The organism is Vibrio metschnikovii CIP 69.14 (genome assembly GCF_000176155.1).
Taxonomy (GTDB): domain Bacteria; phylum Pseudomonadota; class Gammaproteobacteria; order Enterobacterales; family Vibrionaceae; genus Vibrio; species Vibrio metschnikovii.
This window is the reverse complement of the sequence record NZ_ACZO01000003.1, coordinates 53335-78342: the sequence shown is the minus strand read 5'-3', so window position 1 is coordinate 78342 and position 25008 is coordinate 53335. Positions and strand designations below refer to the sequence as shown.

The 25008-nt window shown below is 41.8% G+C and carries 22 protein-coding genes and 3 pseudogenes; 14 read left to right on the top strand and 11 right to left on the bottom strand.

Annotated elements, in window-relative coordinates:
* Window positions 1-126 precede the first annotated feature (126 nt).
* A complete protein-coding gene (locus VIB_RS00985) occupies window positions 127-438 on the bottom strand; it encodes a hypothetical protein (protein ID WP_040903700.1) in 312 nt (103 codons plus the stop codon).
* Between the two features lie 386 nt (window positions 439-824).
* Here VIB_RS00985 and VIB_RS00980 point away from each other — a divergent pair, with 386 nt between their 5' ends.
* From VIB_RS00980 to VIB_RS00960, 5 genes and pseudogenes are all read left to right on the top strand, one after another.
* Window positions 825-1079 carry a hypothetical protein gene (locus VIB_RS00980; RefSeq protein ID WP_244262416.1) on the top strand — a complete coding sequence of 85 codons (255 nt, stop codon included), beginning with the start codon at window positions 825-827 and terminating at the stop codon, window positions 1077-1079.
* 349 nt (window positions 1080-1428) lie between these two features.
* Complete coding sequence (gene tnpA, locus VIB_RS00975) at window positions 1429-1749, top strand: IS66 family insertion sequence element accessory protein TnpA (protein WP_004394070.1); 321 nt, start codon at window positions 1429-1431, stop codon at window positions 1747-1749.
* Window positions 1746-2099, top strand: coding sequence for an IS66 family insertion sequence element accessory protein TnpB (gene tnpB / locus VIB_RS00970; RefSeq protein WP_025794881.1), 354 nt, complete (start codon window positions 1746-1748; stop codon window positions 2097-2099). Before tnpA ends, tnpB begins: the two co-directional genes overlap by 4 nt.
* Before the next feature lie 59 nt (window positions 2100-2158).
* Window positions 2159-2563: pseudogene (locus VIB_RS00965) on the top strand (IS66 family transposase); the annotation flags it as partial.
* A 327-nt stretch (window positions 2564-2890) separates the two neighbouring features.
* The gene (locus tag VIB_RS00960) at window positions 2891-4261 is read left to right on the top strand and encodes a class II fumarate hydratase (RefSeq protein WP_004394068.1); all 1371 of its coding nucleotides are present in this window, start codon (window positions 2891-2893) and stop codon (window positions 4259-4261) included.
* A gap of 100 nt (window positions 4262-4361) precedes the next feature.
* Here VIB_RS00960 and VIB_RS00955 read toward each other — a convergent pair whose 3' ends face one another.
* Together VIB_RS00955 and VIB_RS00945 are read right to left on the bottom strand one after the other, a co-directional pair.
* A complete protein-coding gene (locus tag VIB_RS00955; RefSeq protein WP_040903696.1) occupies window positions 4362-4595 on the bottom strand; it encodes a DUF2789 domain-containing protein in 234 nt (77 codons plus the stop codon).
* Between the two features lie 561 nt (window positions 4596-5156).
* Window positions 5157-5762 (bottom strand): recombinase family protein, encoded by a 606-nt coding sequence (locus tag VIB_RS00945; RefSeq protein ID WP_040903691.1) that lies wholly within the window; start codon window positions 5760-5762, stop codon window positions 5157-5159.
* A 255-nt stretch (window positions 5763-6017) separates the two neighbouring features.
* On the opposite strand from VIB_RS00945, the gene VIB_RS00940 reads away from it, so the two are divergent.
* From VIB_RS00940 to VIB_RS00930, 3 genes are read left to right on the top strand one after another with little or no spacing between them, the layout of a single operon-like run.
* Window positions 6018-6275, top strand: a complete 258-nt coding sequence (locus VIB_RS00940; protein ID WP_019280871.1) for a type II toxin-antitoxin system Phd/YefM family antitoxin — start codon at window positions 6018-6020, stop codon at window positions 6273-6275.
* On the top strand, window positions 6262-6558 hold the full coding sequence (locus VIB_RS00935) for a type II toxin-antitoxin system RelE family toxin (protein ID WP_004394065.1): 297 nt from the start codon (window positions 6262-6264) through the stop codon (window positions 6556-6558). Before VIB_RS00940 ends, VIB_RS00935 begins: the two co-directional genes overlap by 14 nt.
* Window positions 6559-6575: 17 nt before the next feature.
* Entirely contained in the window at window positions 6576-7259 is a 684-nt protein-coding gene (locus tag VIB_RS00930) for a hypothetical protein (RefSeq protein WP_244262417.1), read from the top strand.
* A 39-nt stretch (window positions 7260-7298) separates the two neighbouring features.
* Here the strand turns inward: VIB_RS00930 and VIB_RS17560 are convergent.
* A pseudogene (locus tag VIB_RS17560) lies at window positions 7299-7583 on the bottom strand (IS5/IS1182 family transposase); the annotation flags it as partial.
* Window positions 7584-8331: 748 nt separating this feature from the next.
* Between VIB_RS17560 and VIB_RS00920 the strand changes: the two are divergent.
* From VIB_RS00920 to VIB_RS00900, 5 genes are all read left to right on the top strand, one after another.
* Window positions 8332-9135 carry an undecaprenyl-diphosphate phosphatase gene (locus tag VIB_RS00920; RefSeq protein WP_004394059.1) on the top strand — a complete coding sequence of 268 codons (804 nt, stop codon included), beginning with the start codon at window positions 8332-8334 and terminating at the stop codon, window positions 9133-9135.
* A gap of 12 nt (window positions 9136-9147) precedes the next feature.
* Window positions 9148-10116 (top strand): calcium/sodium antiporter, encoded by a 969-nt coding sequence (locus tag VIB_RS00915; RefSeq protein WP_004394057.1) that lies wholly within the window; start codon window positions 9148-9150, stop codon window positions 10114-10116.
* 81 nt (window positions 10117-10197) lie between these two features.
* Window positions 10198-10923, top strand: coding sequence for a mechanosensitive ion channel family protein (locus VIB_RS00910; RefSeq protein WP_004394055.1), 726 nt, complete (start codon window positions 10198-10200; stop codon window positions 10921-10923).
* 301 nt (window positions 10924-11224) lie between these two features.
* Window positions 11225-12082 carry a hypothetical protein gene (locus tag VIB_RS00905; protein ID WP_004394052.1) on the top strand — a complete coding sequence of 286 codons (858 nt, stop codon included), beginning with the start codon at window positions 11225-11227 and terminating at the stop codon, window positions 12080-12082.
* Between the two features lie 11 nt (window positions 12083-12093).
* The gene (locus tag VIB_RS00900) at window positions 12094-13566 is read left to right on the top strand and encodes a methyl-accepting chemotaxis protein (protein WP_001038240.1); all 1473 of its coding nucleotides are present in this window, start codon (window positions 12094-12096) and stop codon (window positions 13564-13566) included.
* Between the two features lie 339 nt (window positions 13567-13905).
* Here the strand turns inward: VIB_RS00900 and VIB_RS00895 are convergent, their stop codons facing one another.
* Both VIB_RS00895 and VIB_RS00890 read right to left on the bottom strand, forming a co-directional pair.
* On the bottom strand, window positions 13906-14826 hold the full coding sequence (locus tag VIB_RS00895) for an IS5-like element ISVpa3 family transposase (protein ID WP_004393974.1): 921 nt from the start codon (window positions 14824-14826) through the stop codon (window positions 13906-13908).
* 428 nt (window positions 14827-15254) lie between these two features.
* Window positions 15255-16409: a tyrosine-type recombinase/integrase gene (locus VIB_RS00890; RefSeq protein WP_004394048.1), complete on the bottom strand. Its 1155-nt coding sequence runs from the start codon at window positions 16407-16409 to the stop codon at window positions 15255-15257.
* A 742-nt stretch (window positions 16410-17151) separates the two neighbouring features.
* On the opposite strand from VIB_RS00890, the pseudogene VIB_RS00885 reads away from it, so the two are divergent.
* Window positions 17152-17748, top strand: a pseudogene (locus VIB_RS00885) (IS21 family transposase); the annotation flags it as partial.
* A gap of 290 nt (window positions 17749-18038) precedes the next feature.
* Here VIB_RS00885 and VIB_RS00880 read toward each other — a convergent pair.
* From VIB_RS00880 to VIB_RS00860, 5 genes are read right to left on the bottom strand one after another with little or no spacing between them, the layout of a single operon-like run.
* The gene (locus VIB_RS00880) at window positions 18039-18434 is read right to left on the bottom strand and encodes an SMI1/KNR4 family protein (RefSeq protein ID WP_050782699.1); all 396 of its coding nucleotides are present in this window, start codon (window positions 18432-18434) and stop codon (window positions 18039-18041) included.
* A complete protein-coding gene (locus VIB_RS00875) occupies window positions 18427-19119 on the bottom strand; it encodes an HNH/ENDO VII family nuclease (RefSeq protein WP_115152543.1) in 693 nt (230 codons plus the stop codon). Before VIB_RS00875 ends, VIB_RS00880 begins: the two co-directional genes overlap by 8 nt.
* Window positions 19112-22288, bottom strand: a complete 3177-nt coding sequence (locus VIB_RS00870) for a helicase HerA domain-containing protein (RefSeq protein ID WP_004394043.1) — start codon at window positions 22286-22288, stop codon at window positions 19112-19114. Before VIB_RS00870 ends, VIB_RS00875 begins: the two co-directional genes overlap by 8 nt.
* Window positions 22285-22941: a hypothetical protein gene (locus VIB_RS00865; RefSeq protein ID WP_115152542.1), complete on the bottom strand. Its 657-nt coding sequence runs from the start codon at window positions 22939-22941 to the stop codon at window positions 22285-22287. The genes VIB_RS00870 and VIB_RS00865 overlap by 4 nt, the downstream gene beginning before the upstream one ends.
* Window positions 22938-24944 (bottom strand): dynamin family protein, encoded by a 2007-nt coding sequence (locus VIB_RS00860; protein WP_004394041.1) that lies wholly within the window; start codon window positions 24942-24944, stop codon window positions 22938-22940. The genes VIB_RS00865 and VIB_RS00860 overlap by 4 nt, the downstream gene beginning before the upstream one ends.
* Window positions 24945-25008 lie beyond the last annotated feature (64 nt).

Genomic DNA, 25008 nt, shown 5'->3' with positions numbered 1-25008 from the left:
GGTTATTGACCTGCTGGGCAAAATGGCCTAGTATATGTCTTGAGAGCTTTGGATATCCCTGTTTCGGCAGCCCACCAAAGACATATGATAAAGAGAAAACCTGCCATCGTGCAGGTTTTTTCGTTTCTAGGGTACAGCAATGTATTTAAACGTCTGCAAACCCAAACGTTTAGCATTCTCCCTCGCTGCCACTTTATTAATGAACGGGTAAACATCATGCGCAGCTAAGCGGTGTAGCGACTCATCTACAGAGTCCACCAGCCAAACGTTGCCAGTGCAAGGTGGTGTTCCGCCGACTTGCTTGTGAGTTAGCTTGCCACTCTCATCGATAGATGAAATTAATTTAGTGTCAACGTAGTTCAATTCGATCTCTACAATCGAACCATCTGCTTTGTAGAATCTGGGAACGCGATGCCCAGTTGTTAATAAATATCTCATAACCTATCTCTAGTCTCGAAATGTCCATTGACGAACTTTCTTCATTCGGTCTATTCGAGCTTCTTTTGCTCGTTCTCGCTACTTGATTAGAGGTTTCCAATACCTGAACTAATCCATGAGGTGCTAAATTAGCAAAGTCACTGACAAACTTTTGTCCATAGACGTGTTGGGGCGACTATCGCTAACTCACTTTTTCCCCAAAATGGCTTGTGGTAAGTTGTGGTAAATCATTTACCACAACTTACCACAAATTAAGGCTTTGATTGAAAGTTCACCAAAGGCGTGTCAGGCTATCTTTTATGGCGCGTTAGTGCCCCAGTCTAATCTAGCCTAGATTTACCCTAACATTTTTATGCGATAAACCTAAAACATACCTTAGATTTAGTATGAGCATGTATTTAATGCGAGTGAAAATTGAACAAAATGAAGATGGCGAACGCTACTTCTTAATACCTGATGAATTACAAAAAGACTTGTTTTGGAACGAAGGTGATCCAATAGAATGGGTTGATAATGGTGATGGAAGTTTTACTTTAAGGAAGCTCAGTCAGCTCGAAGTATTAAAACTCAAAGCATTTGAAGATCCAGACGTGAAAGCTGAGTATGACCGACTAAAGGATGATTCTAAGTTTGATATTTAGATAAGCTATTCTGGTTGTAGTCAAACGGACCAAACAAGCTTTCTAATTATGAAACAGCCTGTTGCATAAACCACGGCTACACTCGGCATCTTCTAGCTCGAAAATGCCCCATTTCTTGCCAGCTGTGCTCAACCTCACAAATCATAGTGAGGTTATTTAACCTACTTTTTCTAATCTGTGTAATGTCTAATGCGTTAGAGCCCCACTACTTGTTCTGAGTCAACAGTCGATTGAGAACAAGAAATTCGATATTGGTAAATTGTAAGCGCATCATAAACCCCGCATTCTAATCGTCTAGCCCGAATAATAAGATCAAACCTCCAACCCAAAGGAGCAAAGGAGATTTGAAATGGCCAAACGACGCACTAACCAAGAATGGCGAACCCTGTTCGAACGCTATGAATCCAGCCAGCTATCACAACGATTATTCTGTGAACGTAACGGACTGAGCCTCTCCACTTTTTACGCTAAGCGCCAACAGTTAAAGCACATCGAAAAACCGAACACGGTTGGCTTTGTTAAAGCAGAAGTCGTTGAAAAGACCACAAAGTATCAAGCCACTCACCTTGCCGTTGCCAATATGACCCTGCTCGTCAATGATGTTGAACTGAGCATCCCACAAGGCACGCCAGCGACCTATCTTGCAGAACTTATCGGTGCGCTGTCATGAAACGTATGCTCAGTGCTCCCGAAATCTATCTCTATCGCGAAAGCGTCGATTTTAGAAAGTCCATCAACGGCCTCGCTGCGATTATCGAAAATGACACCGACTTGCCCTTGGGCAGCGGCGCACTGTTCCTGTTCACCAACAAACAGCGCGATAAAGTCAAAGTGTTGTACTGGGATAAAACAGGCTTTGCTCTTTGGTACAAGCGCCTTGAAAAAGCCAAATATAAATGGCCTTCCAAAGAGAAAAATGACGTGTTTACCCTGACTCATTTCGAGCTTGATAGGCTGCTTTCAGGCTTCACGATTATCGGCCATAAACCCGTTAAAATAGAAGATTTTACAATGACTTAATCGATAATATAGCCTTATCCACCAAGCGTTAACGGCATGATTTTAGTATAATAAATGCCATGAAGAAGACGCCAAATCTCAACCCAGAAAGCCAAGATGTTGCCGAGCTACAAGCGATGGTGAAAGCGCTGATGTCGGAGAAAAATGAGTGGCAACAAGAGCGTCAATCCCTACTTGAACAGCTCAAGCTTGCCTTCGACCGTCAGTTCGCTAAACGCTCAGAGGCGTTAAAACCTTACGATGAAGCTCAAGGTGACCTCTTCAACGAAGCGGAACGTGAAGCCGCTAAGGAAGAAGAGGTTGACGTTGTCACAACGACCACCACAACGAAGAAACGCGGTAAACGTCAGCCCCTGCCAAAGAGCTTGCCTCGTGAGGTTATCGAACTCGATTTAGACGACGATGAAAAGCAGTGCGCTTGCTGCCAACATAGTCTGCATAAAATCGGTGAAGACCGCAGTGAAAGTCGAATTAAAGGCGGCATGAAGCATCTTTGCTCCGGTCACGTGGTCAACCTTTATCAATACTGGCAGCAAGAAGTTCGCTCATAATCGGCATTTCAGAACTAAAAGCCTTTCCTATCCTGTAAGAAGCGGTTTGGAACAATAAATCTAAACCGTTTCTGTGCATCCGCAACTAAGTCTCTTGTGATGACTGAAATAGCTACTTCCTGTTTACCTTTATCTATTTCATTGCTCTAGTCCAATTTCCCAAGTAGGCATACGGCCTGATTTCAACGGTTATAATTACGGTATACAAAAACCGATTTCAGGTTAATTCAAGGATGTATTATGAATAAGAAATATCGAATTGAGAAAGATAGTATGGGGGAAGTTAACGTTCCTTCTGATGCCCTCTATCAGGCTCAAACACAAAGAGCCATCGATAACTTCAACATCAGTGAGCATAAGATGCCTAAAAACTTGATTGTGGCGTTAGCTTATATCAAACAGGCTGCAGCAAAGACAAACGCCAAGTTAGGCACATTAAATAGCCACATCGCTGATGCCATAATCAAAGCTGCGCAAAGCATTATTGATGGTCAGTATCATGACCAGTTTCCGATTGATGTCTTTCAGACGGGTTCAGGCACCAATACAAATATGAATGCCAATGAAGTATTGGCGACTCTGGCAAGCCAAATATTGAACGAGAAAGTAAGCCCTAACGACCACGTTAACATGGGGCAGAGCAGTAATGATGTGATTCCAACTTCCATTCAAGTGAGTGCTGTCATGACATGTGAGAAATTGTTGATTCCGGCACTCACTCATTTAGCTGAAACACTCAGAAGCAAACAGAAGGAACTGAACGGGATTGTTAAAACGGGCAGAACGCATCTAATGGACGCGATGCCAATTACGTTTAGTCAGGAACTAAGTGGCTGGGAAGCTCAAATACAACACGCTTCGCAGTCAATTACCTCTGCTTTGGAATCGGTAAGAGCACTTGGGCAGGGAGGAACCGCAGTGGGAACGGGTATCAATGCTCATACAGGCTTTGCTGCAGACTTAAGTCAGCTCAGTGGCTTATCCTTTAAGCCAAGTGACAACTTCTATTTTAATTTGAGCTGTCAGGATTCGATTGTTTCTCTATCTGGTCAGTTAAAGACGCTGGCTGTTGCCTTGATGAAAATATCCAATGATTTACGTTGGATGAATTCAGGTCCGCTTGCAGGGCTAGGTGAAATTGAGCTGGAAGCTTTACAACCGGGTTCATCAATCATGCCGGGCAAAGTAAACCCAGTGATCCCCGAGGCTGTGGCAATGGCTTCGGCACAGGTAATAGGTAACGATACAACCATTACAGTTGCCGGCCAGTCAGGCAACTTCCAACTTAATGTTATGTTGCCCGTCATTGCTTACAACCTGCTTGAATCGATACATTTGCTCACCAATTCATGCATTTCATTGGCAGATAAAGCGATTAAGCCGTTCAAAGTGCGTCAGGAAAATATTGATAAGGCTCTTGCCAAAAATCCCATCCTTATTACCGCTCTAAATCCGGTGGTAGGTTATTTGAAAGCGGCCGAAATAGCGAAAAAAGCCTATAAGGAAGGCAGAGCTGTCATTGATGTCGCGGAAGAAGAAACCGATTTGAGCCGCGAAGAATTAGAGCACCATCTTGATCCTAAAACATTAACGCGTGGTGGACTTGTATAAACGAAGCTGCGGGACAGAGTGACTGTGCCCGCAGCGTAGGAATAGTTCTCTGAATATTAATAAGATTTTGAATACATTGACGGATTTATTAAGGGTTCAGTTAGTCTCGCAACATAATGTCGAGCTGATCCACTACCTCTGCCCAGTCGGCATCTTGTTCGATAGCTTGTTTCAAAAAATCCGATTGTGACCTTGTCCAAAAACTCGCTTTATGTATTGGAGCTGAATCTCGGGTATGCCGGTGGTTCTTCACGAACTCTTTGATTTCTTTAGGTGAATGCCCTAAACCAAGCTGCTTAAATAGCTCCGGCATACCGTGTTGATATATTTCCATTATCGACCTCCTCAATAGCGTTCACTTACCTCAAGTATATACGCTACTCAGAAATTGATGGTGCTAAGCCAAATGCGAGAGTTTTCTCTCGTCTACTCAACAGTTTTTAACCTTGACTGCCATTCAGATATTTCATTTCAATCAGCGAACAATTCACCAGACAAATTGATGCATAAATGTGAAATTTGTCACGATAGCGTAAATATTATTTGACGTTGTCATGTAAAGGAATAGAGTGAAATCGATTTCACTTTGCGAATGGATTGCGATTTTATGTTTGATTTGAGCATCATTTATAAGTACTTGGGTTCGTTTATTGATGGCTTCGAAATCACAGCTTCAGTAAGTGCTTTGTCGATTATTGGTAGTTTCCTTGTTGGGCTAATGGTTATGGGGTTTGAAGTCCAACGGTACAGAAAACAACGCCAAGAGGGTTAACAGACTGATATTAATCATATTATTCTCTGTGAAGTCCAATGGAACGAAAACGTACGATAAGGCGTTAATGTATTACGTCCCATTCACCGAAACGTTCCATAAAGTCTAAAATATAATTATTAATCAATTGGTTAAATTCTTCACTTTAGCGACCGTTGAGCGGCTGCAACCCAATAAACTCTGTATTTTCGACCAGCTTTTTCCTTTGCCTAGAAGAAGCGCAATATTTTTCCTTAGTTGGTGATCAGGCTGTCTACCTTGATATTTTCCCAAAGCTTTCGCCTTTTCTATCCCTTGCGCCTGACGCTTTTGTCGAGTTTCATAATCATCTCTGGCCATTGCAGCGGCCAGGTCAATCATAAATTCTGTCAGCACTTTTGATATCATCGAGTTTTCAGCTATCCCATTTAAAATGGAATGCGTCATTGGCTGATCAAGAACGACGATATGAATGCCCGCATCAACTAATTGATGTTTGAGCAGCTTCCATTGTTCATAAGGTAATCGGGATAGCCGATCTACCTTTTCGATCAGCAAAATATCATTTTGATGTGAGTCCTCAATTAAGCGAGACAACTCCGCTCTTTCTAATTTTGAACCAGATTGGTTCTCAGTATAGAAACTGGCTATGCGTACACCTTTTTGCTTTGCAAACTGGATAAGTTCAGATTTTGCACGATGAGCATCTTGTTCATCTGTTGATGCTCTTAAGTAGCCTCTTATGAACATTTTTCAACCTACTGGTTCGTTTTGGGTAGAGTTCACAATAATAGTTCGCGTAGGGTTTTATTTCCATAATAAACGAACCAATTTTGCAGCGTTAGTGTGTGGTTTTCATGAGGTATACTTTAAAAGAACTGATTTATTCTTAACTGATGCTTGTTTTTATAATGGTAATCAGGTAGATGATGACAAGGCTTTTTAAAGATATTATAATAACCCTTATTAAAGTCTTTTAAGAGTCTCCATAGCGAGGGTTATATCATGAGTCTAACGAACAACATATTGACGGAAGTCAGTGCGGGGCTTACCCAACTGAAATCAAACCCGATGGGGGTACTGGAAGAAGGACACGGCGCTCCTGTGGCTATCCTAAATCGAAATAAGCCTGCGTTCTATGCCGTTCCCGTCGCTCTTTATGAGCATATGGTTGAAGAGCTTGAAAATATCGAACTGATGAAAATGGCACAGCAAGCCTATGAAGACGGTGATTTTGTCGAGGTCGATCTTGACAACTTATAACCTCAAATTTGAGCGTAAAGCCCAAAAGTTATTTTCAAAACTCGGTGAGCCCGTAAAGTCTCAGTTCAAAGAGAAGCTCAGAAAAGTGCTCGAAAACCCACACATCGAAGCCAATAGGCTTTATGGCGCTTTGTCTGGTTGTTACAAGATAAAACTTAAACAATCTGGCTATCGGTTGGTCTATAAAGTGGAAGATGGTGAGCTGCTTGTTCTCGTGCTTGCCATCGGTAAACGTGAAAGAAAAGAAGCTTATCTCATGGCTGAGAGAGTGCTCGATAAATAAATGAAGAGAAATCATCAATGTTTGATCAAACTTATCGCTGCCCAATAGGAAGTCCAAATCCCCAAACCTGTACCTGTAGCTCCTGCCATTTAAAAAATGAGATGGCAAAAAGTCAGGCGGCCTTAAGAGCGGCGGAAGCCCGTAATTTGGCTCACATAGGAAGACGCTTTTCTAGTGTGAACGCTGTTTCAGAGCCGGAACCAATAAAAGAAACGCTGAAAGAAAAAATCGAACGACAACGCAGTGAGCGCTTTGCTCAAAGTGAACGTAATTGGCAATACGTGCAAGCAAATGAAGATCGCTATGCAGCACAAAGAGCTGAAACCTTAGCGAATAGACGTGCGGCTAATTCAGCGTATCAACTCACAGAAAAAGAGTGGAACAAAGACTTACAAAAGCTGGCTAAAGAATATCAATGGGATACATCCCAACAAGAGAATGTCAGTATTGCCATTTTGACACTTGAAGAAGCGAACGAATATTTGGATTTATTGATCAAAGATACGCATGGACAGCTTTCTGTTGGGAAAGATTACACTGGCGTTGGAATGGGACTGAAAGGCGCTTATGAAGTTGCCAAAGAACTTGGCGGTTGGGGGGCGACGGCTAAAGCGGTCAATATCAACGGCGTGATGAATATTGTGGTTGAGAATTACAAACCTCGCTATTTAGATCTAGGCATCCGTGGCTTTGTTGCGTAATTCGGTCAGAGAACCAAACTGCCTGTAATTGGTTGATTCTTATACAATACACTGAGTTTCTGGCATACCAAGCCCTGTAAGTTTGTTCAGCGCTTTAATCATCGCGTAAGTTTCACCAACCTGAGCATTGTAGTTTCTCAGACTTAATCGCCCACCTAACAACTGCTTCACTCGATACATTGCTGTCTCTGATAGTGAGCGTTGATGATAGCCGTACCGCTTTTTCCACTTATTGTTGGAGCCGTAGAGCTTCTGGCAACCTACCGCTAAATTCCTAGGGTGACCATTCTCCCAGAAGGCTGCCCCTTCTCTTGGAGGGATGAGTGGACTTTCCATGGCTGGTTCAAAAAGGCAGGAAAGTATGGCGTGTTCAGGCTGTTTGACATCGCTAAGGTGCCAATTAAGCGACATGTTAAAATCATGAGTCAAGCGAATCCGTTTGATCCTTTTTGGGAAGGTTTTCTCAATGAACGTAAGGTGAAAAATACAGGTCGCAACTCATGGTTTGATCCTGTCGCCACTGCTTTGTGAGTTGCTGGGTAACAATAACGCCTTAGTGGAGGCTTGAGCCGTATGCAGTGAAAGTTGCACGTACGGTTCTTAGGAGGGCGGCATCTGGTAACAGGTGTCGCCTATCCGACAGAGGTGTGCTAAAGCTAATCGTGGCAAACACACCTTTGCCCCATTCCTTCTTTGCAGCAAAGCGCATTACTGTCAACTGTACTATGCGTAGCCCTCACAAAACTTATCTCTGATGAATTGTGAAACTGTGTATTGTTAGTTAGAGCAAAAACTCGTACACATACTATCAGCCCAAACTTTTTCTTATTTCAACTTATTCATTTAACATTTGATATAAATTGTATTTATTAGTTACAATTCCGCTCGTTTAAGGGAGTAGCCTTCCACCACCGATTAGTAGTGGAGTGAATATCAACAGTCTCCAAGCCTCACGCTTGTGGTATTCACGTTCGACATGTTCTGGCAAGACTTAAGCTAAATCGCGATACGGGTAGGATCGCGATTTAGCTTTTGTTTTTTGCCTGCCCGAAATGACAAAAGGAAACCTGCTGTGGATGCATGGTACGCTTTGTTTTTAGGGATTGTGCAAGGGATCACCGAGTTTCTCCCCATTTCTAGCTCTGCTCATTTGATCTTAATGCCTACCTTCCTTGGTGTAGTCGACCAGGGAGTTAGCTTTGATCTCGCCACTCATATCGGTACGCTGCTCGCCGTACTCGTCTATTTTCGACGAGATATTGTTCTATTGATCACTGAATGGGGGAAGTCGATCATTCATCGTCAATATTTCTCTGCCCACAGTCGCTTAGGTTGGGCGATTTTGTGGGGAACCTTTCCTGCGGCATTAGCTGGGTTATTTCTTCTTGACTTAACCAATGACCAGCTTCGCTCTGTTATAGTTATTCTGTTTACAACCGTTGGTTATGGCGTGATGCTGGGCTTAGCCGATATCTTTGGTCGAAAAGTTAGAGAGTTAGAATCTTTCGGTTGGAGAGATGTACTGATTGTCGGGTGTGCGCAAGCATTAGCCTTAATCCCTGGCACCTCTCGTTCAGGTGTAACCATCACCGCAGCATTGATACTAGGATTTAATCGACAAGCAGCCTCTCGCCTGTCCTTTTTGCTTGCCATACCGATTACTGCTCTCGCGGCAGCAGCTAAAATCGCTGAAGTAGCGATGGATAGTTCGGTAACCGTAGATTGGCTGGCACTTTTAATGGGTAGCGTTACATCTTTTCTCACCGCAATACTTGCGATCCACTACTTCCTCAAATTCCTGAATCAATTTGGGATGATGCCTTATGTCATCTACCGATTAATTTTGGCCGTTATTCTATACTTTTACGTTATTTAATAGGGATTAAACATGCTATTAGCTTCACTCGCGATTATCGCTGGCTTTGCACTGCTTGTCTGGAGTGCAGATAAATTTGTTGAAGGAGCAGCCGCTAGTGCCAACTACGCAGGAATGCCACCTTTATTGATTGGTATGCTGGTCGTCGGATTCGGTACATCGGCACCTGAAATGGTGGTTTCGGCTATGGCGGCTATGGATGGCAATCCTGCTCTGGCGCTTGGAAATGCCGTCGGTTCGAACATTGTCAACATTACCTTAATACTCGGTGTAACCGCGATCATTGCACCGATTGCTGTGCATTCAAGCATCATCCGTAAAGAACTTCCCATTCTTTTGGTCGTCACGCTTGTCATTGGCGCAATGCTGTGGGATCACCATATCAGCACATTAGAAGCCTGGGCGTTGATTGGTGGATTCATGCTTTTGATTGGTTGGTCAATCTGGAGCGTCTTACGCTCAAAGGGAGACCACTTAGAACAAGAGATGGACGACGAACTGTCTAGACAAAGTATGTCACTGAAGTCATCCATTTTCTGGCTGATTACAGGGTTAGTGTTACTGATTATCAGCTCGCGTATTTTGGTGTGGGGAGCGGTGGAAATCGCACAACAACTCGGTGTCAGCGATTTATTGATTGGCCTAACTATTGTTGCCTTAGGAACGTCCTTACCCGAATTAGCAGCATCCATCGTGGCAGCTCGTAAAGGCGAGCATGATATAGCTGTGGGTAATGTGGTCGGCTCAAATATGTTTAACTCCTTAGCCGTCATCGGTATTGCTGGTACCATTGAACCTATTGCCAATATTGGTGCTGAAGTCTTCTGGCGTGACTGGACATCGATGCTTTTTGTCACGGGATTACTGCTGTTGACCGCCGCTCGTTTTGGCAAATCACAGACGATTTCTCGCAGTGAAGGCGCTGTTCTGTTGTTGTGTTATTTGGGGTACAACGGTTATCTCATCTATGGAGCGCTGTAATAGACAAATACTGAACGGTGAACTTATTGATTCACGTAGTAACCATTATCAATCCGTACAAAAAGAGATAGAGGAGTAACCATGGAACATATCACGGGTTTTTACGATACGCATCAGGCGCTTATTATGCAGATCTTGCAAAATGCACTCTTGACGATTTTTATTTTTATCTTGGCTTCTGTGATATCTAAGCTCGTCAATCACGGGGTATTTAAAGCGACAGAGAAAATTAGCGGTAGGGATGAAATTATCGCTCGCTTGCTTTCTCAAGTGGCTTCTTATGCGGTTTATTTAGTCGCGTTGGTCATCGTTTTAGACCTCTTTGGTGTGAATACCGCCAGCTTGGTTGCCTTAGTCGGTGCTGCGGGTTTAGCTATTGGCCTTGCTCTGAAAGACACACTGAGCAACATTGCCGCAGGTATCATGATTTTATTTCTGAAACCGATCAAAAAAGGCGAGTTCGTTGAATTCGGAAGCTACTCTGGTCGCGTGGTCGATATTGGCCTATTCACTTCTGTGTTCAAGACGGCGGATGGCCTCTACATTTCCAGCCCGAACAGTGCCGTTTGGAATTCAACTATCCGTAATTTTAGTCGAAACAGCAAACGTCGTATGGATATCACGGTTTGCATCTCTTACCAAGATTCAGTCGAGGTCGGATTGAATGTGCTTAAAGAACTGGCATTATCTCAGCCACACATTCTTAAAGATCCTGAGCCTCAAGTGATTGTCCACATGCTGGCTGACAGTTCAGTGAACCTCCAACTTCGCGCCTGGTGTCCAACGGATAAAACAGGCAATATGTAACCTTTGCACCTTGGCGTTGGTCGATAATCGTTTGAAAATGTTCTTTGAAGTGGTCAATGTACATAGTGCTCTCCCTAAAAAGGGAGTATATGATCACAACTAAATGTGATCGTCAAATCGATCATGAGTTTGGTTAAAAAGTGTTCGCAATCTCACCCTGCGCATGATCCCAATGAAATGTTTACTTTTGGCCTTATGACCCTTTTTAGCGAATACGTCGATTAGAATAAACTTCTACTCAAGTAAATGATATAACCGCCGATAAATACCAACAAGATAAGATATTTAGTAACGAGGATATATGAAGCTTCAACAATCGATTGCTTTGGTCTTGCTAGCTTCTTTGTCATCAATTGCTTCTGCTGCACCTTTAAAAGTGGCAGGTAGACCTGATGATAAAAAGCTGCACCTTACTTTAGTCAAGGAAGTCGTTAAACGCTCAGAACGATTTGACGGCATCGAATATATTTATGCCAAAACTGGTGAGCCTGCAGCCACTCGAGTTCTATCTGACCTTGAGTCTGGAAAGCTTGATATAGTATGGACTGCAACCAGTACAGATCTTGAAAAGAGATTCATTCCTGTGCGTTTTCCGATTTTTCGCGGATTGCTTGGAATGCGTATAGGTTTGATCCACCAAAAAGACAGCCAACTGCTATCTAGTGTTCAATCCAAAGCCGATTTAATGCGCTTTAAGATCTGTACAGGTAAAACTTGGCCAGATACTCACATCTTGGATGCAAACGGATTAGTCACCGCGAAATCGCTTAAGTATCCAAACATATTTGAAATGATGCTTGCAGGAAACCGCTGCCACTTTTTCGCTCGAGGCGTAATGGAGCCGTTTGCTGAGGTTGCCTCTCATCCTGAACTACCACTCACTGTTGATTCCCACATCATGCTGCGTTACCGCATGCCATATATGTTGTTTGTCAGCAAGAGTAACCCAGATCTCGCTGAGCACTTGCTTGAAATTATGACTGAAATTTTCGATGAAGGCTTGTACGACGAAATGTTCTTTAACGACTCTGAAATTAAAGCTGTGCTATCTCAAGCTAATCTCAAGAACAGAGTGATTATCGATCTTGAAAATCCTTACTTAACAGGTGAAACTCGTTCGATTCCGGAGCGATTCTTCTATAACCCACTTCAGCCATAGTTGAGTTAAATATGAATAAACTTACAAAAAAAATAATGGTGCTAGTTACTGTCGTCATGGCTATAGTGTCTGCAATCGCACTACCAACACAGTATTTTATCAATAAAAGCTCGATTGAGTTGAAAACACAACAGACCATTCAAGCAATGGAAAGTGAATTAGCGGTCATTCTGCAAGAGCCTGTTTACGTTTATGACAAATCATTGATTCACAATATCATTGATGCCTACGCGCAAAAATCACTGATATCTTCAATTAAGGTTAATGATCAGAACGGAAAGGCATTGGCTCAAGTTAACCTACGTGAAATTGAATCTCGCGCTAACATCAAAATCACGTGGGATAACCTGCCTGTTGGTGAAGTAGAAATTGGTTATAACCGAGCCGCGGAACGACACGAACTAGCTAACATGACTAAGACTTCGTCAGCGATTATCTTTGCGATCGTTGTCGTAAATATTTTGCTAATCGGCTTTGTACTAGATAAAGGCGTAGTAACACCAATTAAACTGATGTCTGATCGAATGAATGATATTGCAGCAGGTGGTGGTGACCTAACGTCACGTGTAAAAGCTCAAGGTGATGATGAAGTTGCGGAACTGGCTAACGCGTTCAACAAATTTGTTAAAACGGTACAATCAATCATCGTAGATACGGCACAAACAACCGCAGAGCTTAGTACTAACGGTCAAGAGATCAGCCGCCTGCGAGATGAGATGAACCAGAAGACTCAGCTTCAATCAGCTCTAACCCACGAGAGCCTAAGCAAGATTGAGCAATTCAACTTGGCTATCAAAGAGATTGCTTCAAACACGGACAGCACACTTTCGAAAACTAACGAAGCGCTAGATCTTAGTCATAAGAGTGGCGAGACTATCAAGCTTAACGCTCAAAATATCGATCAGCTTGTTAGCAGCTTAGAAAGTGCTGCAGAGTGTGCTAACTCACTTAACATTAGTAGTGAAGACATAGGTCGCGTGATAGAAGTAATCAAAGCAATTGCAGAGCAGACTAACCTACTGGCATTGAACGCCGCTATTGAAGCCGCACGTGCTGGTGAAAGTGGTCGTGGTTTTGCGGTTGTTGCCGATGAAGTGCGTGCCCTTGCCTCTAAAACGCATGAATCGACTAATGAGATTGAGTCCATCATTGAACGTCTGCAGAGCGAAACCAAAGCGTCTTTCGAAGCGACTCAAGAATCAAAAGAATTAATTGAGAAAACTAAACAAAGTTCAGATGAAATCGAGTCTGCGCTTGGTGTGATTATTGAGTCAGTATCTTCAATCAATGGCATGGTTCACTCTGTGGCCTCTGCTTGTGAAGAGCAATCAAACGTAAGTGCAAACATTACAGAAGATATAAACCAGCTTGATGTTAGCGCAGGTGAACTAGAGGCAGTTAACTCTAACTTGCAAACTCTAGCTGATGAGATTTCTCATCACACTGGTGACTTGTCGAATCAGATAAGTCGCTTTAAGTACTAATAGGGACTGACACTTAACGACTACGAGCCCTCATCGTAGGGCTCTTCTTGTCTGTGAAAAGGTAGGGATTCAACTCGTCAGATTCTAATTTAATAACTCCCTAACATGGATTTATTTGTTACAGAGACCTGCTTAGACTTGTGATCACCAAGCGATTCTGTTGTACCGAATCTATATCGTGACACGAATTATCAATTTTTGGTAAATTTGATACTAATTGATTATGTACACAAAATAAAAATCGATGAGTAATAAAGTTGCATACTAAATTTGTTACGTTTATGCGGCTTTGTTGCGTAATTCGGTCAGAGAACTAAACTGCCTGCAATTGGTTGATTCTTATACAATACACTGAGTTTCTGGCATACCAAGCCCTGTAAGTTTGTTCAGCGCTTTAATCATCGCGTAAGTTTCACCAACCTGAGCATTGTAGTTTCTCAGACTTAATCGCCCACCTAACAACTGCTTCACTCGATACATTGCTGTCTCTGATAGTGAGCGTTGATGATAGCCGTACCGCTTTTTCCACTTATTGTTGGAGCCGTAGAGCTTCTGGCAACCTACCGCTAAATTCCTAGGGTGACCATTCTCCCAGAAGGCTGCCCCTTCTCTTGGAGGGATGAGTGGAACAGCTCGCTTGAACCGTATGGCATCGTAGCAATCCCTTGTGTCATAAGCGCCATCGCCAGATATCTCGATAATTCTTCGGCGGGTTTGCTTGAGCAAGTTAGGGAGGACTTCTGCATCGGTAACATTAGATAAACTCAGTTCTGCCGCGACGATTTCGTGAGTGCTGGTGTCTACCGCTAAATGCAACTTTCTCCAGACTCTACGCTTCCCGTCAGTACCATGCTTCTTGACCTTCCATTCACCTTCGCCATAAACCTTGAGACCTGTTGCATCAATAGCTAGATGCTGTATTGCGCCTCTACTCTTTGGTTTAAATGAAACCTCGACTTGCTTAGCTCTTCGACTGATACAACTGTAATGTGGGCAGACTATAGGGACGTTAGCCAATGAAAAAACAGAATCGATAAACCCTTGCAATGCTCTCAACGGCATTGAGAAAACTCGTTTCACCATAAGCGCAGTAGTAATGGCTAAGTCGCTGAACTGACGAGGTCTACCTCGTTTATTTTGTTTGCTCTGCTTCCACTGGCGAATGGCTTCTTCATCAATCCAGAAAGTGAGTGAACCGCGGTTGATTAAGGCTTTGTTGTACTGTTTCCAGTTCGTTGTTTTGTAGCGAGGTTTCGGCATGAGACTAGGATGATTAACTTACTTAGCCGATCAGATCGCAACCTTCTGATTTAGTTCCCTCGAATTACGCAACAAAGCCCCAAAGGTCAGAAATATAGCTAATCCAAGATTTGTAAAACACGCTGAGAAGAACCTCAGGCGTAAGCTGCGTCAGCTATCTAGAAAAGCAAAAGACATTGAAAATAGAGCGAAAGCTAGATTGCCGGCTCGTAGCCAAGTGATATGAAAAAGTAGCTAATGCTTGTGCTGATTTTCAACACAAAGTTTCTCGAACTCTCGATGCTATCGAACATTAGCTAAGATAGAGGCGGTGAGTAGTCACGAAATTTGGTAAAACTACCTCGAAATCAACTTAACGCGCCCTGATGCACTATAACTCGTTTATTTAAATATAGTTATTATCTCATCAACTCATGCATCCTTTTTACTCAATCTTGCAAGAGTAAGTTAGGGCTCTGATCATTATTTAAACCTCTTAAATAGCGCAAGACCATTTCATTGCTTTTCCAGTCCCCTAGCTGGATCAATTGAGTTAAATTCATTCCCGCCAAATAACCATCTTGTAAAGCGCCTACTCGACTCGAATGACCGCTCCATTTCTTTCTTTGTACAGCCCCAAAAGTGACGCCGTCACATCTTTCACCCAGCGCATCGTGTGCACGGCGATAAATTCTATCAATTGTCATACCTGACATAGGTGTTTCTCTATATTCAACGGGTCTTAAGCCGTTTTTAGTTAACCAGCTGAAGATATAGTTGTCGTCATCTAAGCTATGACAATATAGTTCTAAATAACGTCTTAAGATGAAAGAAAACTTTCCCGTTAAGCGTTTCGGTTCTGGGTTAATTGACGTTTTTGATGTAACACGCTCAATATTTACATCACCATTGGTTAATATTTTGATGTGTTTTTTTCTAATGGCACCTATTTCTGCTTCTCTTAACATTGTTCCATAGGCCACGGTTAAAACCGTTAGATCTCGGTATTGGATTACGTTTTGCTCATTACTCCATATTGACATAAGTGATGTCAAATGATGCTTTCTAAAAGGTTTAGCTTGTAGCTCGATTAATTGAGACCCGGTTAATTCAACTTCATCTTTCGCTAAAGAATTGAAAAAGTTTTTTACAATAGGTTTTTTAGTGACATCTTGAGCCCCCATAATGTTAAGAAACAAACTAATCTGGGCTCGATATTGCTTCAAGGTATTAATTTTTATATCTAAATTTAACTTTAGTTCCTTGAGCCAATTTAGAAAGATGTGCTCACTGATTGGAAAACTGTAAACCGATGCATTTTTGCAATATTTGTCCCACTTCCCAACAACAAAAGAAAGCATCCTTAAAGTATTAATACTGTAACCGCCTCTATCTTCGTCGAAGCTTTTCAAGTTAAATAGTGCTTTCGGTAATTCATGCCAGTCTGGATCAAAACTCTTCGATAGATCTGGAAACTCAACCTTAAATCTTTTTAGTTTTCTTTTACTTTCTTGCCACTTGTTACCGACATCTTCTTGAGATTTTAATTGTGACAGTGTCACTTGGCTTTGCAGTTTTACTATCTGTTTAGAGGAGTCCGCCATGATAAACCGTGCCCGATAGTGTTATATAAATATAATTATATAACACTATTAGATTTTTACCAAAATCGGCAAAAAAATCTTCGTTTTAGGGGAGGAGGCCACTACCAACTAAGTGCACAACTCTGTATTCACAAAAAACCAACATATAGTAAAAATGTCACACGTTGGTTATCTTGCTTGAAATGTTGGTACGGTATTTATTACGACTGAACGCAAATCAGACATTCTGTACCCAAGCCTCGCCCTTCAATATTAGAGCAAAACTTTTGTCAGCATTCATGAAAGTAACCACAAGCGATTTTGACACAAAAGCATAATTGTAGTTTTCGCGAGCTCAAATGCTATGTAAAAACCATCAAATTGACCAGAGTCTTCATAATAAGCTTTACCTTTATGAAGAAATTTATGCTTTTTTAAGCCAATAGTCATAGTTAGTTGAACGAACAAACTTTATGCCAATGAATATAAAGGCAATAATTAAAATCGGCATTGACTCCACCGACAAGAGTGAGTGCATATTTCGGAGCATTCCGATCAGTCATTTCGGGATTATCCGATCACCCATTTCGGTTTAAACCGATCGCTGATTCAGCGATTATCCGATCACTTTTAGCCTAACTCCGAAATCGGTGATCGGAATAGCGAAAACCGCGATCGGAATGCCCGAAATCCTTCCTTTTTCTCTTTTAAATCAATCACTCGCTATTCTTTACTTCTTAAACAAGAACGTAAGGAAGCGACCATGGCTAAAAAGAGAACTCCAATGAACAAAATTAAAGAGGTATTACGCCTGAAGTACGACTGCGGTCTCTCAAACCGCAGCATCGCTTCCTGCCTGAAACTCGGGCCGTCCACCATCTCGGAACTCCTCACTCGCTTTAAACAAAGCCAACTTGGCTGGCCTCTACCCGAAGGTTGCAGTGACACAGAACTCACTCAGGTGTTGTATCACGGCAAGAAAGCCTGTCGCGATAAGGTGATGTCAGACTTTACGCAATACGCTGTCGAACTCAGACGCAAAGGCATGACGAAGATGCTGCTCTGGCAGGAATATCATGAGCAATATCAAGAGAAAGCTTACGCTTACACTCAGTTCTGCGAGCACTTCACTCGCTGGCTCAAAACCCAAAAGCGCAGTATGCGTCAGCTCCATGTGGCAGGTGATAAGCTGTTTATCGATTACTGTGGGCCTCGGCTTCAGGTAGTCAATCCTGACACAGGCGAAGTGCGCGAAGCAGAAGTGTTCGTAGCAAGCTTAGGCGCGTCCAACTACACTTATGTGGAAGCCTTCCCCAGCCAAGGAAAGTCTTACTGGTTAGAGGCGCATGTGCGTCGTTTTGCCATTTCAGATCTCCTTGAGGTTGGAGATTTGATCGTATAGCGTGCTGAGGTTGATTAGAATGCGGTGTTTATGACGCGCTTACAGAAAATATATGGCTCTGAGTAGGTTTAAGTGAAGGTTCTAAACTAAATATTTTAGATATCTTGTTGAGGCTGCCTGTCTTCTTAACTATAAAAGCCATAACTTATAAGCCTTGTTCAAGTGACCCAAGTTACCATGCGAGAGTATGGTTATTTGTTCTTCTCAAACGATACATTGAATTAATCAGAGGCTATTGTAACCTCTGATTAATTCAGCCTACTTTCTAAAAACAGCTCTAAGTTTTTGAACGTGGCTCCCTTGATGCCATTCTGCCATTCGTATACTTCGCCATCCTGCCGCTGCAATATTAATAGCCCTTCGATACCAGTATTTTCCAGAACTATAGATCCTTTTGGGAAGGATTTATTCCATTGTGCTTCTTTCAACGTGACGCTGACAACATTTGCATAGCTATCAATATTAAGCCCCGTTAGCTCTGTTGAGCCAAAGGAAATTGCTCCAAACTCTAATAAATATTCTTTGTAATCCTCCGGGAAACTCAAATTGAGTTGCCTTTCAGCCTCGGCAATGAGCTCCTCGGAAGCGCCTTTTGTCCTGTAAAGTTTATATTTCTCTTCAATTCTCTTGATCGTATTACGCATTTTGAACTCCTTCGCCTGCTCTTTCATTCCAATGAGATTCTTTTTCTTTTTTCCAGCCACTACCATGCTCTACTTCAGATCCATCGCGAATTTTGTGCAATGTCAAGTTATTTGGAGGTTTTCGATGTTCACTCTCAGTTAACTCGGCGAGCGGGCTATTGCTTTTTTGGCCTATATGATGTAGTTCAACTTTTTCTCCATCTTTATTAATTGGGGAAAGACCATTAGGCTTAGCCTCTACTCTTTCTTTGTTAGTGCGCCCCATTGAATCCTTTTGATCCCAGTCAATATCGCTTCTAACCAAACATTTTCTACCGTTTATCTCCACTTCTTGAAGTCCCGCATCTCTATAAATTCTATACTCTTCCATAGAGCCAATGGCGTCAATTATCTCATCAGACCAACCGGTTTCATTCTTAATTTGTTGTTTTTCTTCTTCTGAGAGCCCTTTGTTTTCCTCGCTGTTATCACCTTCTTCGGTTTCTGATGGGGTTATATTATCCGTTTCAGTAAACGGCATGGTCTCGTTTTGAGCCTTCAGCCGTTCAAGCGAAGCGTTTTCAATTATCTCCATGGAAGATCTGAGTGGGGATGACTCCTTAAAGCTTTGGGCCGCTACTTCCTTGAAAGCGTCTTTTATTGACTCCACCCCTTTGGAGGCAATTGCACTAAGTTGTTCAAGCATGGGCGTCCCTCTCATTGTTTAAGATATTACGCGCAATATTCCGTGTCAGGTCATTATCCATGCATAACAAAAATGAGGAAACTACACCTTCAACTTCTTCCTGATTAAATTTAAGATCGTTCTTGTACAAGTACTGAATAGTCAGATTGTCAATAATGTCGTTTATATAATCACCCGCAACAAAGGGCTGCCATAGCAGATTCAAGCTGTCGACCAACCGATCCCTACATTCTTTAGTTGGCTTACTTATCGCGCTACTAAATATTGCTTTTAAATCATTCGGCATGGCATTTCTCCGAGCGTAAAGGCCCTTATTTAATAACATCATAATCTGCAAGCTAAAATAATCCTGTAAAAGTAACATATCAACCTGATAGTGGACATCATATAAAATGAGCAATTTTTTCAGTTCGTTATGAGCTACTCCAATGAGATGGTTTAAACCCTCAGCTTGTATTGTTATGAGTGAATTGAAAAATCGGATACACAACTCTCGCCCCGCATCGCCAAGCCATGCATCTATCTGATAGGCCTGATAAGTGTGCAAGGACTTATAATTCAACGATGTCATTAACCTTTTGACCTTGTGATCGCTAATAGCATGAGAGTCCACATTGCATAAAACAGAACACTCTACAGGTCTTCCCATTCCCTCCTTGTGGCATAGAGTATGACCGGTTTTTAACCTGTTAAGATAGAGTGCATCATAATCATCTATGCTAAGAGACCCCGCAAGAAGAGATTGATCGTCCTTCGAGACGAGACGATGTACAATTTTTGTGTTTGAATTTTTGATTACATCAGGCGAAATTTTTGATGGTATTTGTTCTACAACAGCAACACCCTGACCAAGCGAGCGCATTTCAGCAAGGATATTACAAAATACTTCAACTGCTTTGCCTTTAGGGTTGCCCATCATCTCACTTGACCGCTCAGTCTCAACATTTTTAAGCAGCCGATGAGCCTCTTCAATAACCATGAAATGACGCAATCCTTTATTTCCCATTCCCGGGTTTACTGCCGGATTTTCTTTCTGTCGATATTCACTGATTAGGACAAGGACTAGACCAACAAAAAATGCCTTGTCATCATCATCAGCTAAACTCTCCATTTCAAAAATAGTGTTTTTGTGTAAGAGCTTGTCCATTGCAAAGAAGTCATGAGTATTGAACATCAGTCCTTTGGTCCCAACGCAAAGGCTCTCAAGGCGAACAATGATGGCTGTGCGGATATTGTCCCGCAGCTCACCTTTATAATCGAGCTCCGTCTTGATATAACGATCCACCTCATTTTTAAGGTCGCTCAGTGTGGGAAAGCAGTAATAGTGCTCATCAAACTGGTATCGGCCTCCATCATAATCCCCATTCTTATCTATAAAATTAGGGTGGGTGCCTAAAGTCAGATCCCACCCTTTCTTTATATATATAGAATGAAGGCATTTTTCGACGATGCTGGGCATTGGGCCATAAAGCGAGAAACTTGCATTAAAGATGGCCTTCAAATAATCAATATGTTCAAGGGGGTGAACTCCTTCCTGAATATAAAAGGGGTTGAACCTAATCGGGCTGACTGTTGCATCACCAATTGTAAATATGTTTAAGTTGTCCTTAAATACTTCATTGGCTAAGAGCTGCCGGTAATCACGTTTTGCCGACTCCAACACCAAAAAGGGAGTTCCTTCTTTTTGAACAAGATCTTTAAGGATGTGTTTAACCGTAGTTGTTTTTCCGCTACCCGTTAAACCACAAACAAAAAGATGCTTATTCAGATCGTTTTTAGATAGATACAGTTTCGAATCGCGTATCGGGTTTCCATGATCGGCAATAGAGCCTAAGATCATTTCTGACTTACTGCCTATATCTGACAGAGCCAATGTAGGCATTTTCTGTATCTCATATCCGGGAATGGATTCCACGGGTGGAGAGGAAACTAAAGCTAATTCTTCGCTGGTGATATATGAAGCTAGTAACTTCGGGAAAAGAGAGTTCGAAGAACTGAGTTTAGGAATAAAAAGAACCTTATCCTCAAGTGAATCCAAATATATTCGTGGAGGCGGCAGCAATTTTCCATTTGGCTTTGAGAGTTCACCTGCGAATGTGCCAGCAAGAATATCGCTTGATATTTTATCTTGTGTGGCGAAGGTAATTGAGGTTTCCCAGTAGCCAGAGCCGAATCCTTGTATCAGTCGCTCAATGTATTGATCTGCAATTTTTTCCAATTCCACTGCATAGCCATTCTGCTGCTCAATGGATATTGAACGGGATTGGTTTTCTGAAGAAGTTTCTGTTTTACCCTTGGATGTGCTTTCTGTTTCTGTCTTTGACCGATTGTGAGAATAATTTACAGTATTACCAAGTATAAATCCCACAATAGCACCACCAGCGCCAGCAAAAGTATAACCAATACCAGCACCAATAAGTCCGCCTGTAGAGCCAACGCTATGCCCTCTTGTTTTTGAACTCCCCGTTGTTAATGTTTCAGTTTCAGAACTGGATATTCCTGAACCCTTTTCGTTACCAACCGTCTGTATAGCCAGAGTATGCATTTTGTCTCTAATCTTAATCAACTCACCAAATGATTCCTGCTTTTCTTGCTCAGAAATTGGTCGCGATATTATTGCAAGGAGATAGTCTTTTCCATATAGGCTGCGAGCAATAGAGGACAAGTTAAACTGAAATTTAGCATCCTCGTTTTTGACGATAGGTACACCCGTAACCATTCCACCGAACTTGCTGTCACTTGCAAGTGAGGAGATGCTTACTGTTTGAGCCAATTTGATATTCTTCCCCGGAAAGATGCCATTCACAATAGATTGAAAAAGCTCAGGCTCAGGAGAAGTACCTGGTTCATTCTTAAATCCAAGATACACCTTAACCGCTCCCCTTTGAGAGCTTAGTATAAGTGCGACTGATAAGTTAGATTGATTTGCCGCCGCCAGAATATTCTGAAAGCGTTCATTAATAAATTGTGGAATGTCTTTACAATCTGCATTGACTGACACCTCATCCAAGGCGAATAAATAAAAACTATCCAGATAGTTTCTCGGATTATCCTCTGTTCTTTCTTGCAGAACTTCTCTTGGGTTTGAAACCCACCAAGGCACCAGTTCTTGCGATGCATTAATAATTGCCTGTGTGTTTTGTTTGCTAGCGAGAAGAATATCACTCATTTTTCCTCCTCCACTTCAAAACCATTATCCGAACAAAACTTGTGAAAATCATCATTAAAGTTTTTTTCCACTTTTGATAACCATGCCAAGACTTGCGTTTGAGATTCCTTCAGATACTCATCAATGTCTAATTTTGTAACCTCACGGGCTTTGAGAGAGGCTTTATCAAAGGCTAGCTTGAATGCAAAAACGGAAAGAAGGACGGTAACGACACCAGCAACAATGGTTTCCACAATACTAGGATCCAAGGCTACAGTAATGCCCGTTCCGACAACAAACGTGATACCTGATGCTATTAACCCTTGTGTCAATCTAGGGTCAGACGCGTAATATACGACATTCGGTTCCAGAGAAAGCTTGTTCTCAAGTTGTATCGACCATTCGTGAATTCGTTTTCGAAAATCTGAATCAAAAAAGGCATTTTGCAATTTTACATCGCCGCTCTCTATTTTTTTTCGAGCATCTTCCATCAAATAATTCAATAGCGTATCCAGAAGAACTTCCGACTTGTAAATAATCTCTTTGGGAATATGTGTCTGCAGGAACTGTTTGATTTCAGACACATTAAAATCGCTATGCAAATGTATCTTCAGTGATTCCTTAAGACTTGAAAATTCATCTATGACATCAAGTTCGATTTTTTGGCTAATCATATTAGATCCTCCAACACTTCGATACATCGTGACTTCTCTGGCTGAATAGTCTTTTTTTTTCCGTTCAACACCTCAATTTCGGCAATGGTCTCTTCATTTGACTGTTTTTTAGTCTTCTCTTTTTCAAGAGCATGCTGTCTGTCGCCAATGGCCGATCCCATCTCTTTTTCAAAAAGATCTAGATAACTATTTAGAACTTCTTTTGACTTGTTCGGCAGATCATTGATTATTTTGTAAAACTGCTCATTACACTTCGTTTTGAATTCGCCAAGGAACTTTTCGTCATTAAACACCTTTTCTTTGCCAGTAGAATTCCTTTTTTTAACAAATAAATTCCATCTTCCACTAAATAAATTCCATATATTCCATATGCTTGCCTTCCTGTAACCTCCAGTTTCCTTCTCTTCATAAGCTCTTTTTTCTGCTTGTTGCTCCAAAGCTTTTAAGTCAACTTTTGGAATCGAAATTTTGTGTTCAGCACTAAAAGCTTTACCTATTTTCTTGAGAGTATCACCGAGCTTTTGCGTCAACTCTTTTGAAAACTCATCTACTTTTTCCTGAACCGCATCCAAGCCATCTACCATATTTTTCCGTGTGCTTTCTATGCTATCACTTCCTGTTATGAGTTCTGGATACTTCACTTTAAGGGAGTCGATATCGTTTTGCCACGACGAGTGCCGTCCCGAGTAGTTGGCCTTTAATTCTTCCTTGGTTTTCTTCGTAAGCAACTTGTATTTCTCAAGAGCCTTGTTTATACGGTTTATTTCTTCTTCAAACTCCTGTGGATTTCTCTTTTTCTTCTCCAGCAGGTCAACTCTCTCTGCGTATTGAATTTCCTGCTCCGCATACGCCATTTTTATCTGCTCCAAAATCTCTTGAAGCTGAAGGTTAGGCGCTTTCATGGAAAATTCATCAATTGCATCAAACATCTTTGCAAATCGAGAGCTCTCCCAAACAACGTCAATTAATTCTCTACCCTCATCATCTGCTTGTTCCCGGTAGCTAGAGAGAATTTTTTTCTTACTTTCAGATTTCCTGATATCTATTACCGAAACCCCGTTGTCAAGATCGCTGTGGATCAGCTTAAGCAAACTATCCACAACCAAAATGCGATTTTCAGGAATGATGTCTTTATATAGGCGACCAGCCTCTACATGCAGGCGCTCTACTTCATCATTGGAATATAACCCTGCATGAGTTAACACCAGAAAAAGCGTTTCTTTGCTACGATTTGATATAACCGAACGGACAAAATTTCTAAATGATTCCGACTCAATTGGTTTGATTGGGTGTACAAACAGAATGGCATTGGCCTCTTCAAAGAAGCGAAATGATACATCCTGAACTCCTCCAGTCGCATTGACACCTGGACTGTCAACAATGCGAAGCTCATCAAATTCCCACTTCAATGGGTAGCCAAACTCTATTTCAACCGGAATTTTATCCATTGTTCTTTCTGAAATATACTGAGTAACAACATCCTGTTTCCCCTGAAGATGTTCACCAGACTGCTGTTCAAGCTGCTCTATAAAAGTATCATTCACAGCTAAATTGCCGTCACTTTTAATGATGCAGTCGTCTATTAACGTTGTCGGTATATGACGGTACTCGTCATGAATTTTACATATTTCATGCAACCGCTCCTTTGCTTCATCAATATCGGGAGTCGACAGATCATCATAAAGGCGTTCTTCCTTTCCATCGGCAAATTTAACCTTCAAAAATGAGGTGTCAGACTTGAATATTTCAACAATTGCGCTTGATGCTTGAAGCACATCAGATGGAAGAATTTCTGCCCCGAGTAAGGCGTTAAGAAAGGTCGATTTTCCCGCCTTCACTTCCCCTGCTACGGCCAAAGTGAACTTGCCCTTTTTTAATGACTTCACGCGGCTTTCAAGAAATTCGGTATCGACACCATCAGCCATGTCACCTTTTTTATCTATATAAATGTTAAAAAGGTCAATTACATTATCTTTATGAGCTTTGTATTGTGTTCCAATCATGTATTGTTCCTTGTTATTTTCTGCTCAAGTATTCTTGTCACGAATTACATCATCAGTTAAAAAA

Bases quoted from the DNA above. Each gene is read 5' to 3' on its own strand.
- VIB_RS00985 (WP_040903700.1), bottom strand. From the start codon at position 438: ATGAGATATTTATTAACAACTGGGCATCGCGTTCCCAGATTCTACAAA.
- VIB_RS00980 (WP_244262416.1), top strand. From the start codon at position 825: ATGAGCATGTATTTAATGCGAGTGAAAATTGAACAAAATGAAGATGGC.
- tnpA (WP_004394070.1), top strand. From the start codon at position 1,429: ATGGCCAAACGACGCACTAACCAAGAATGGCGAACCCTGTTCGAACGC.
- tnpB (WP_025794881.1), top strand. From the start codon at position 1,746: ATGAAACGTATGCTCAGTGCTCCCGAAATCTATCTCTATCGCGAAAGC.
- VIB_RS00960 (WP_004394068.1), top strand. From the start codon at position 2,891: ATGAATAAGAAATATCGAATTGAGAAAGATAGTATGGGGGAAGTTAAC.
- VIB_RS00955 (WP_040903696.1), bottom strand. From the start codon at position 4,595: ATGGAAATATATCAACACGGTATGCCGGAGCTATTTAAGCAGCTTGGT.
- VIB_RS00945 (WP_040903691.1), bottom strand. From the start codon at position 5,762: ATGTTCATAAGAGGCTACTTAAGAGCATCAACAGATGAACAAGATGCT.
- VIB_RS00940 (WP_019280871.1), top strand. From the start codon at position 6,018: ATGAGTCTAACGAACAACATATTGACGGAAGTCAGTGCGGGGCTTACC.
- VIB_RS00930 (WP_244262417.1), top strand. From the start codon at position 6,576: ATGTTTGATCAAACTTATCGCTGCCCAATAGGAAGTCCAAATCCCCAA.
- VIB_RS00915 (WP_004394057.1), top strand. From the start codon at position 9,148: ATGCTATTAGCTTCACTCGCGATTATCGCTGGCTTTGCACTGCTTGTC.
- VIB_RS00910 (WP_004394055.1), top strand. From the start codon at position 10,198: ATGGAACATATCACGGGTTTTTACGATACGCATCAGGCGCTTATTATG.
- VIB_RS00905 (WP_004394052.1), top strand. From the start codon at position 11,225: ATGAAGCTTCAACAATCGATTGCTTTGGTCTTGCTAGCTTCTTTGTCA.
- VIB_RS00900 (WP_001038240.1), top strand. From the start codon at position 12,094: ATGAATAAACTTACAAAAAAAATAATGGTGCTAGTTACTGTCGTCATG.
- VIB_RS00895 (WP_004393974.1), bottom strand. From the start codon at position 14,826: ATGCCGAAACCTCGCTACAAAACAACGAACTGGAAACAGTACAACAAA.
- VIB_RS00890 (WP_004394048.1), bottom strand. From the start codon at position 16,409: ATGGCGGACTCCTCTAAACAGATAGTAAAACTGCAAAGCCAAGTGACA.
- VIB_RS00880 (WP_050782699.1), bottom strand. From the start codon at position 18,434: ATGCGTAATACGATCAAGAGAATTGAAGAGAAATATAAACTTTACAGG.
- VIB_RS00875 (WP_115152543.1), bottom strand. From the start codon at position 19,119: ATGCTTGAACAACTTAGTGCAATTGCCTCCAAAGGGGTGGAGTCAATA.
- VIB_RS00870 (WP_004394043.1), bottom strand. From the start codon at position 22,288: ATGAGTGATATTCTTCTCGCTAGCAAACAAAACACACAGGCAATTATT.
- VIB_RS00865 (WP_115152542.1), bottom strand. From the start codon at position 22,941: ATGATTAGCCAAAAAATCGAACTTGATGTCATAGATGAATTTTCAAGT.
- VIB_RS00860 (WP_004394041.1), bottom strand. From the start codon at position 24,944: ATGATTGGAACACAATACAAAGCTCATAAAGATAATGTAATTGACCTT.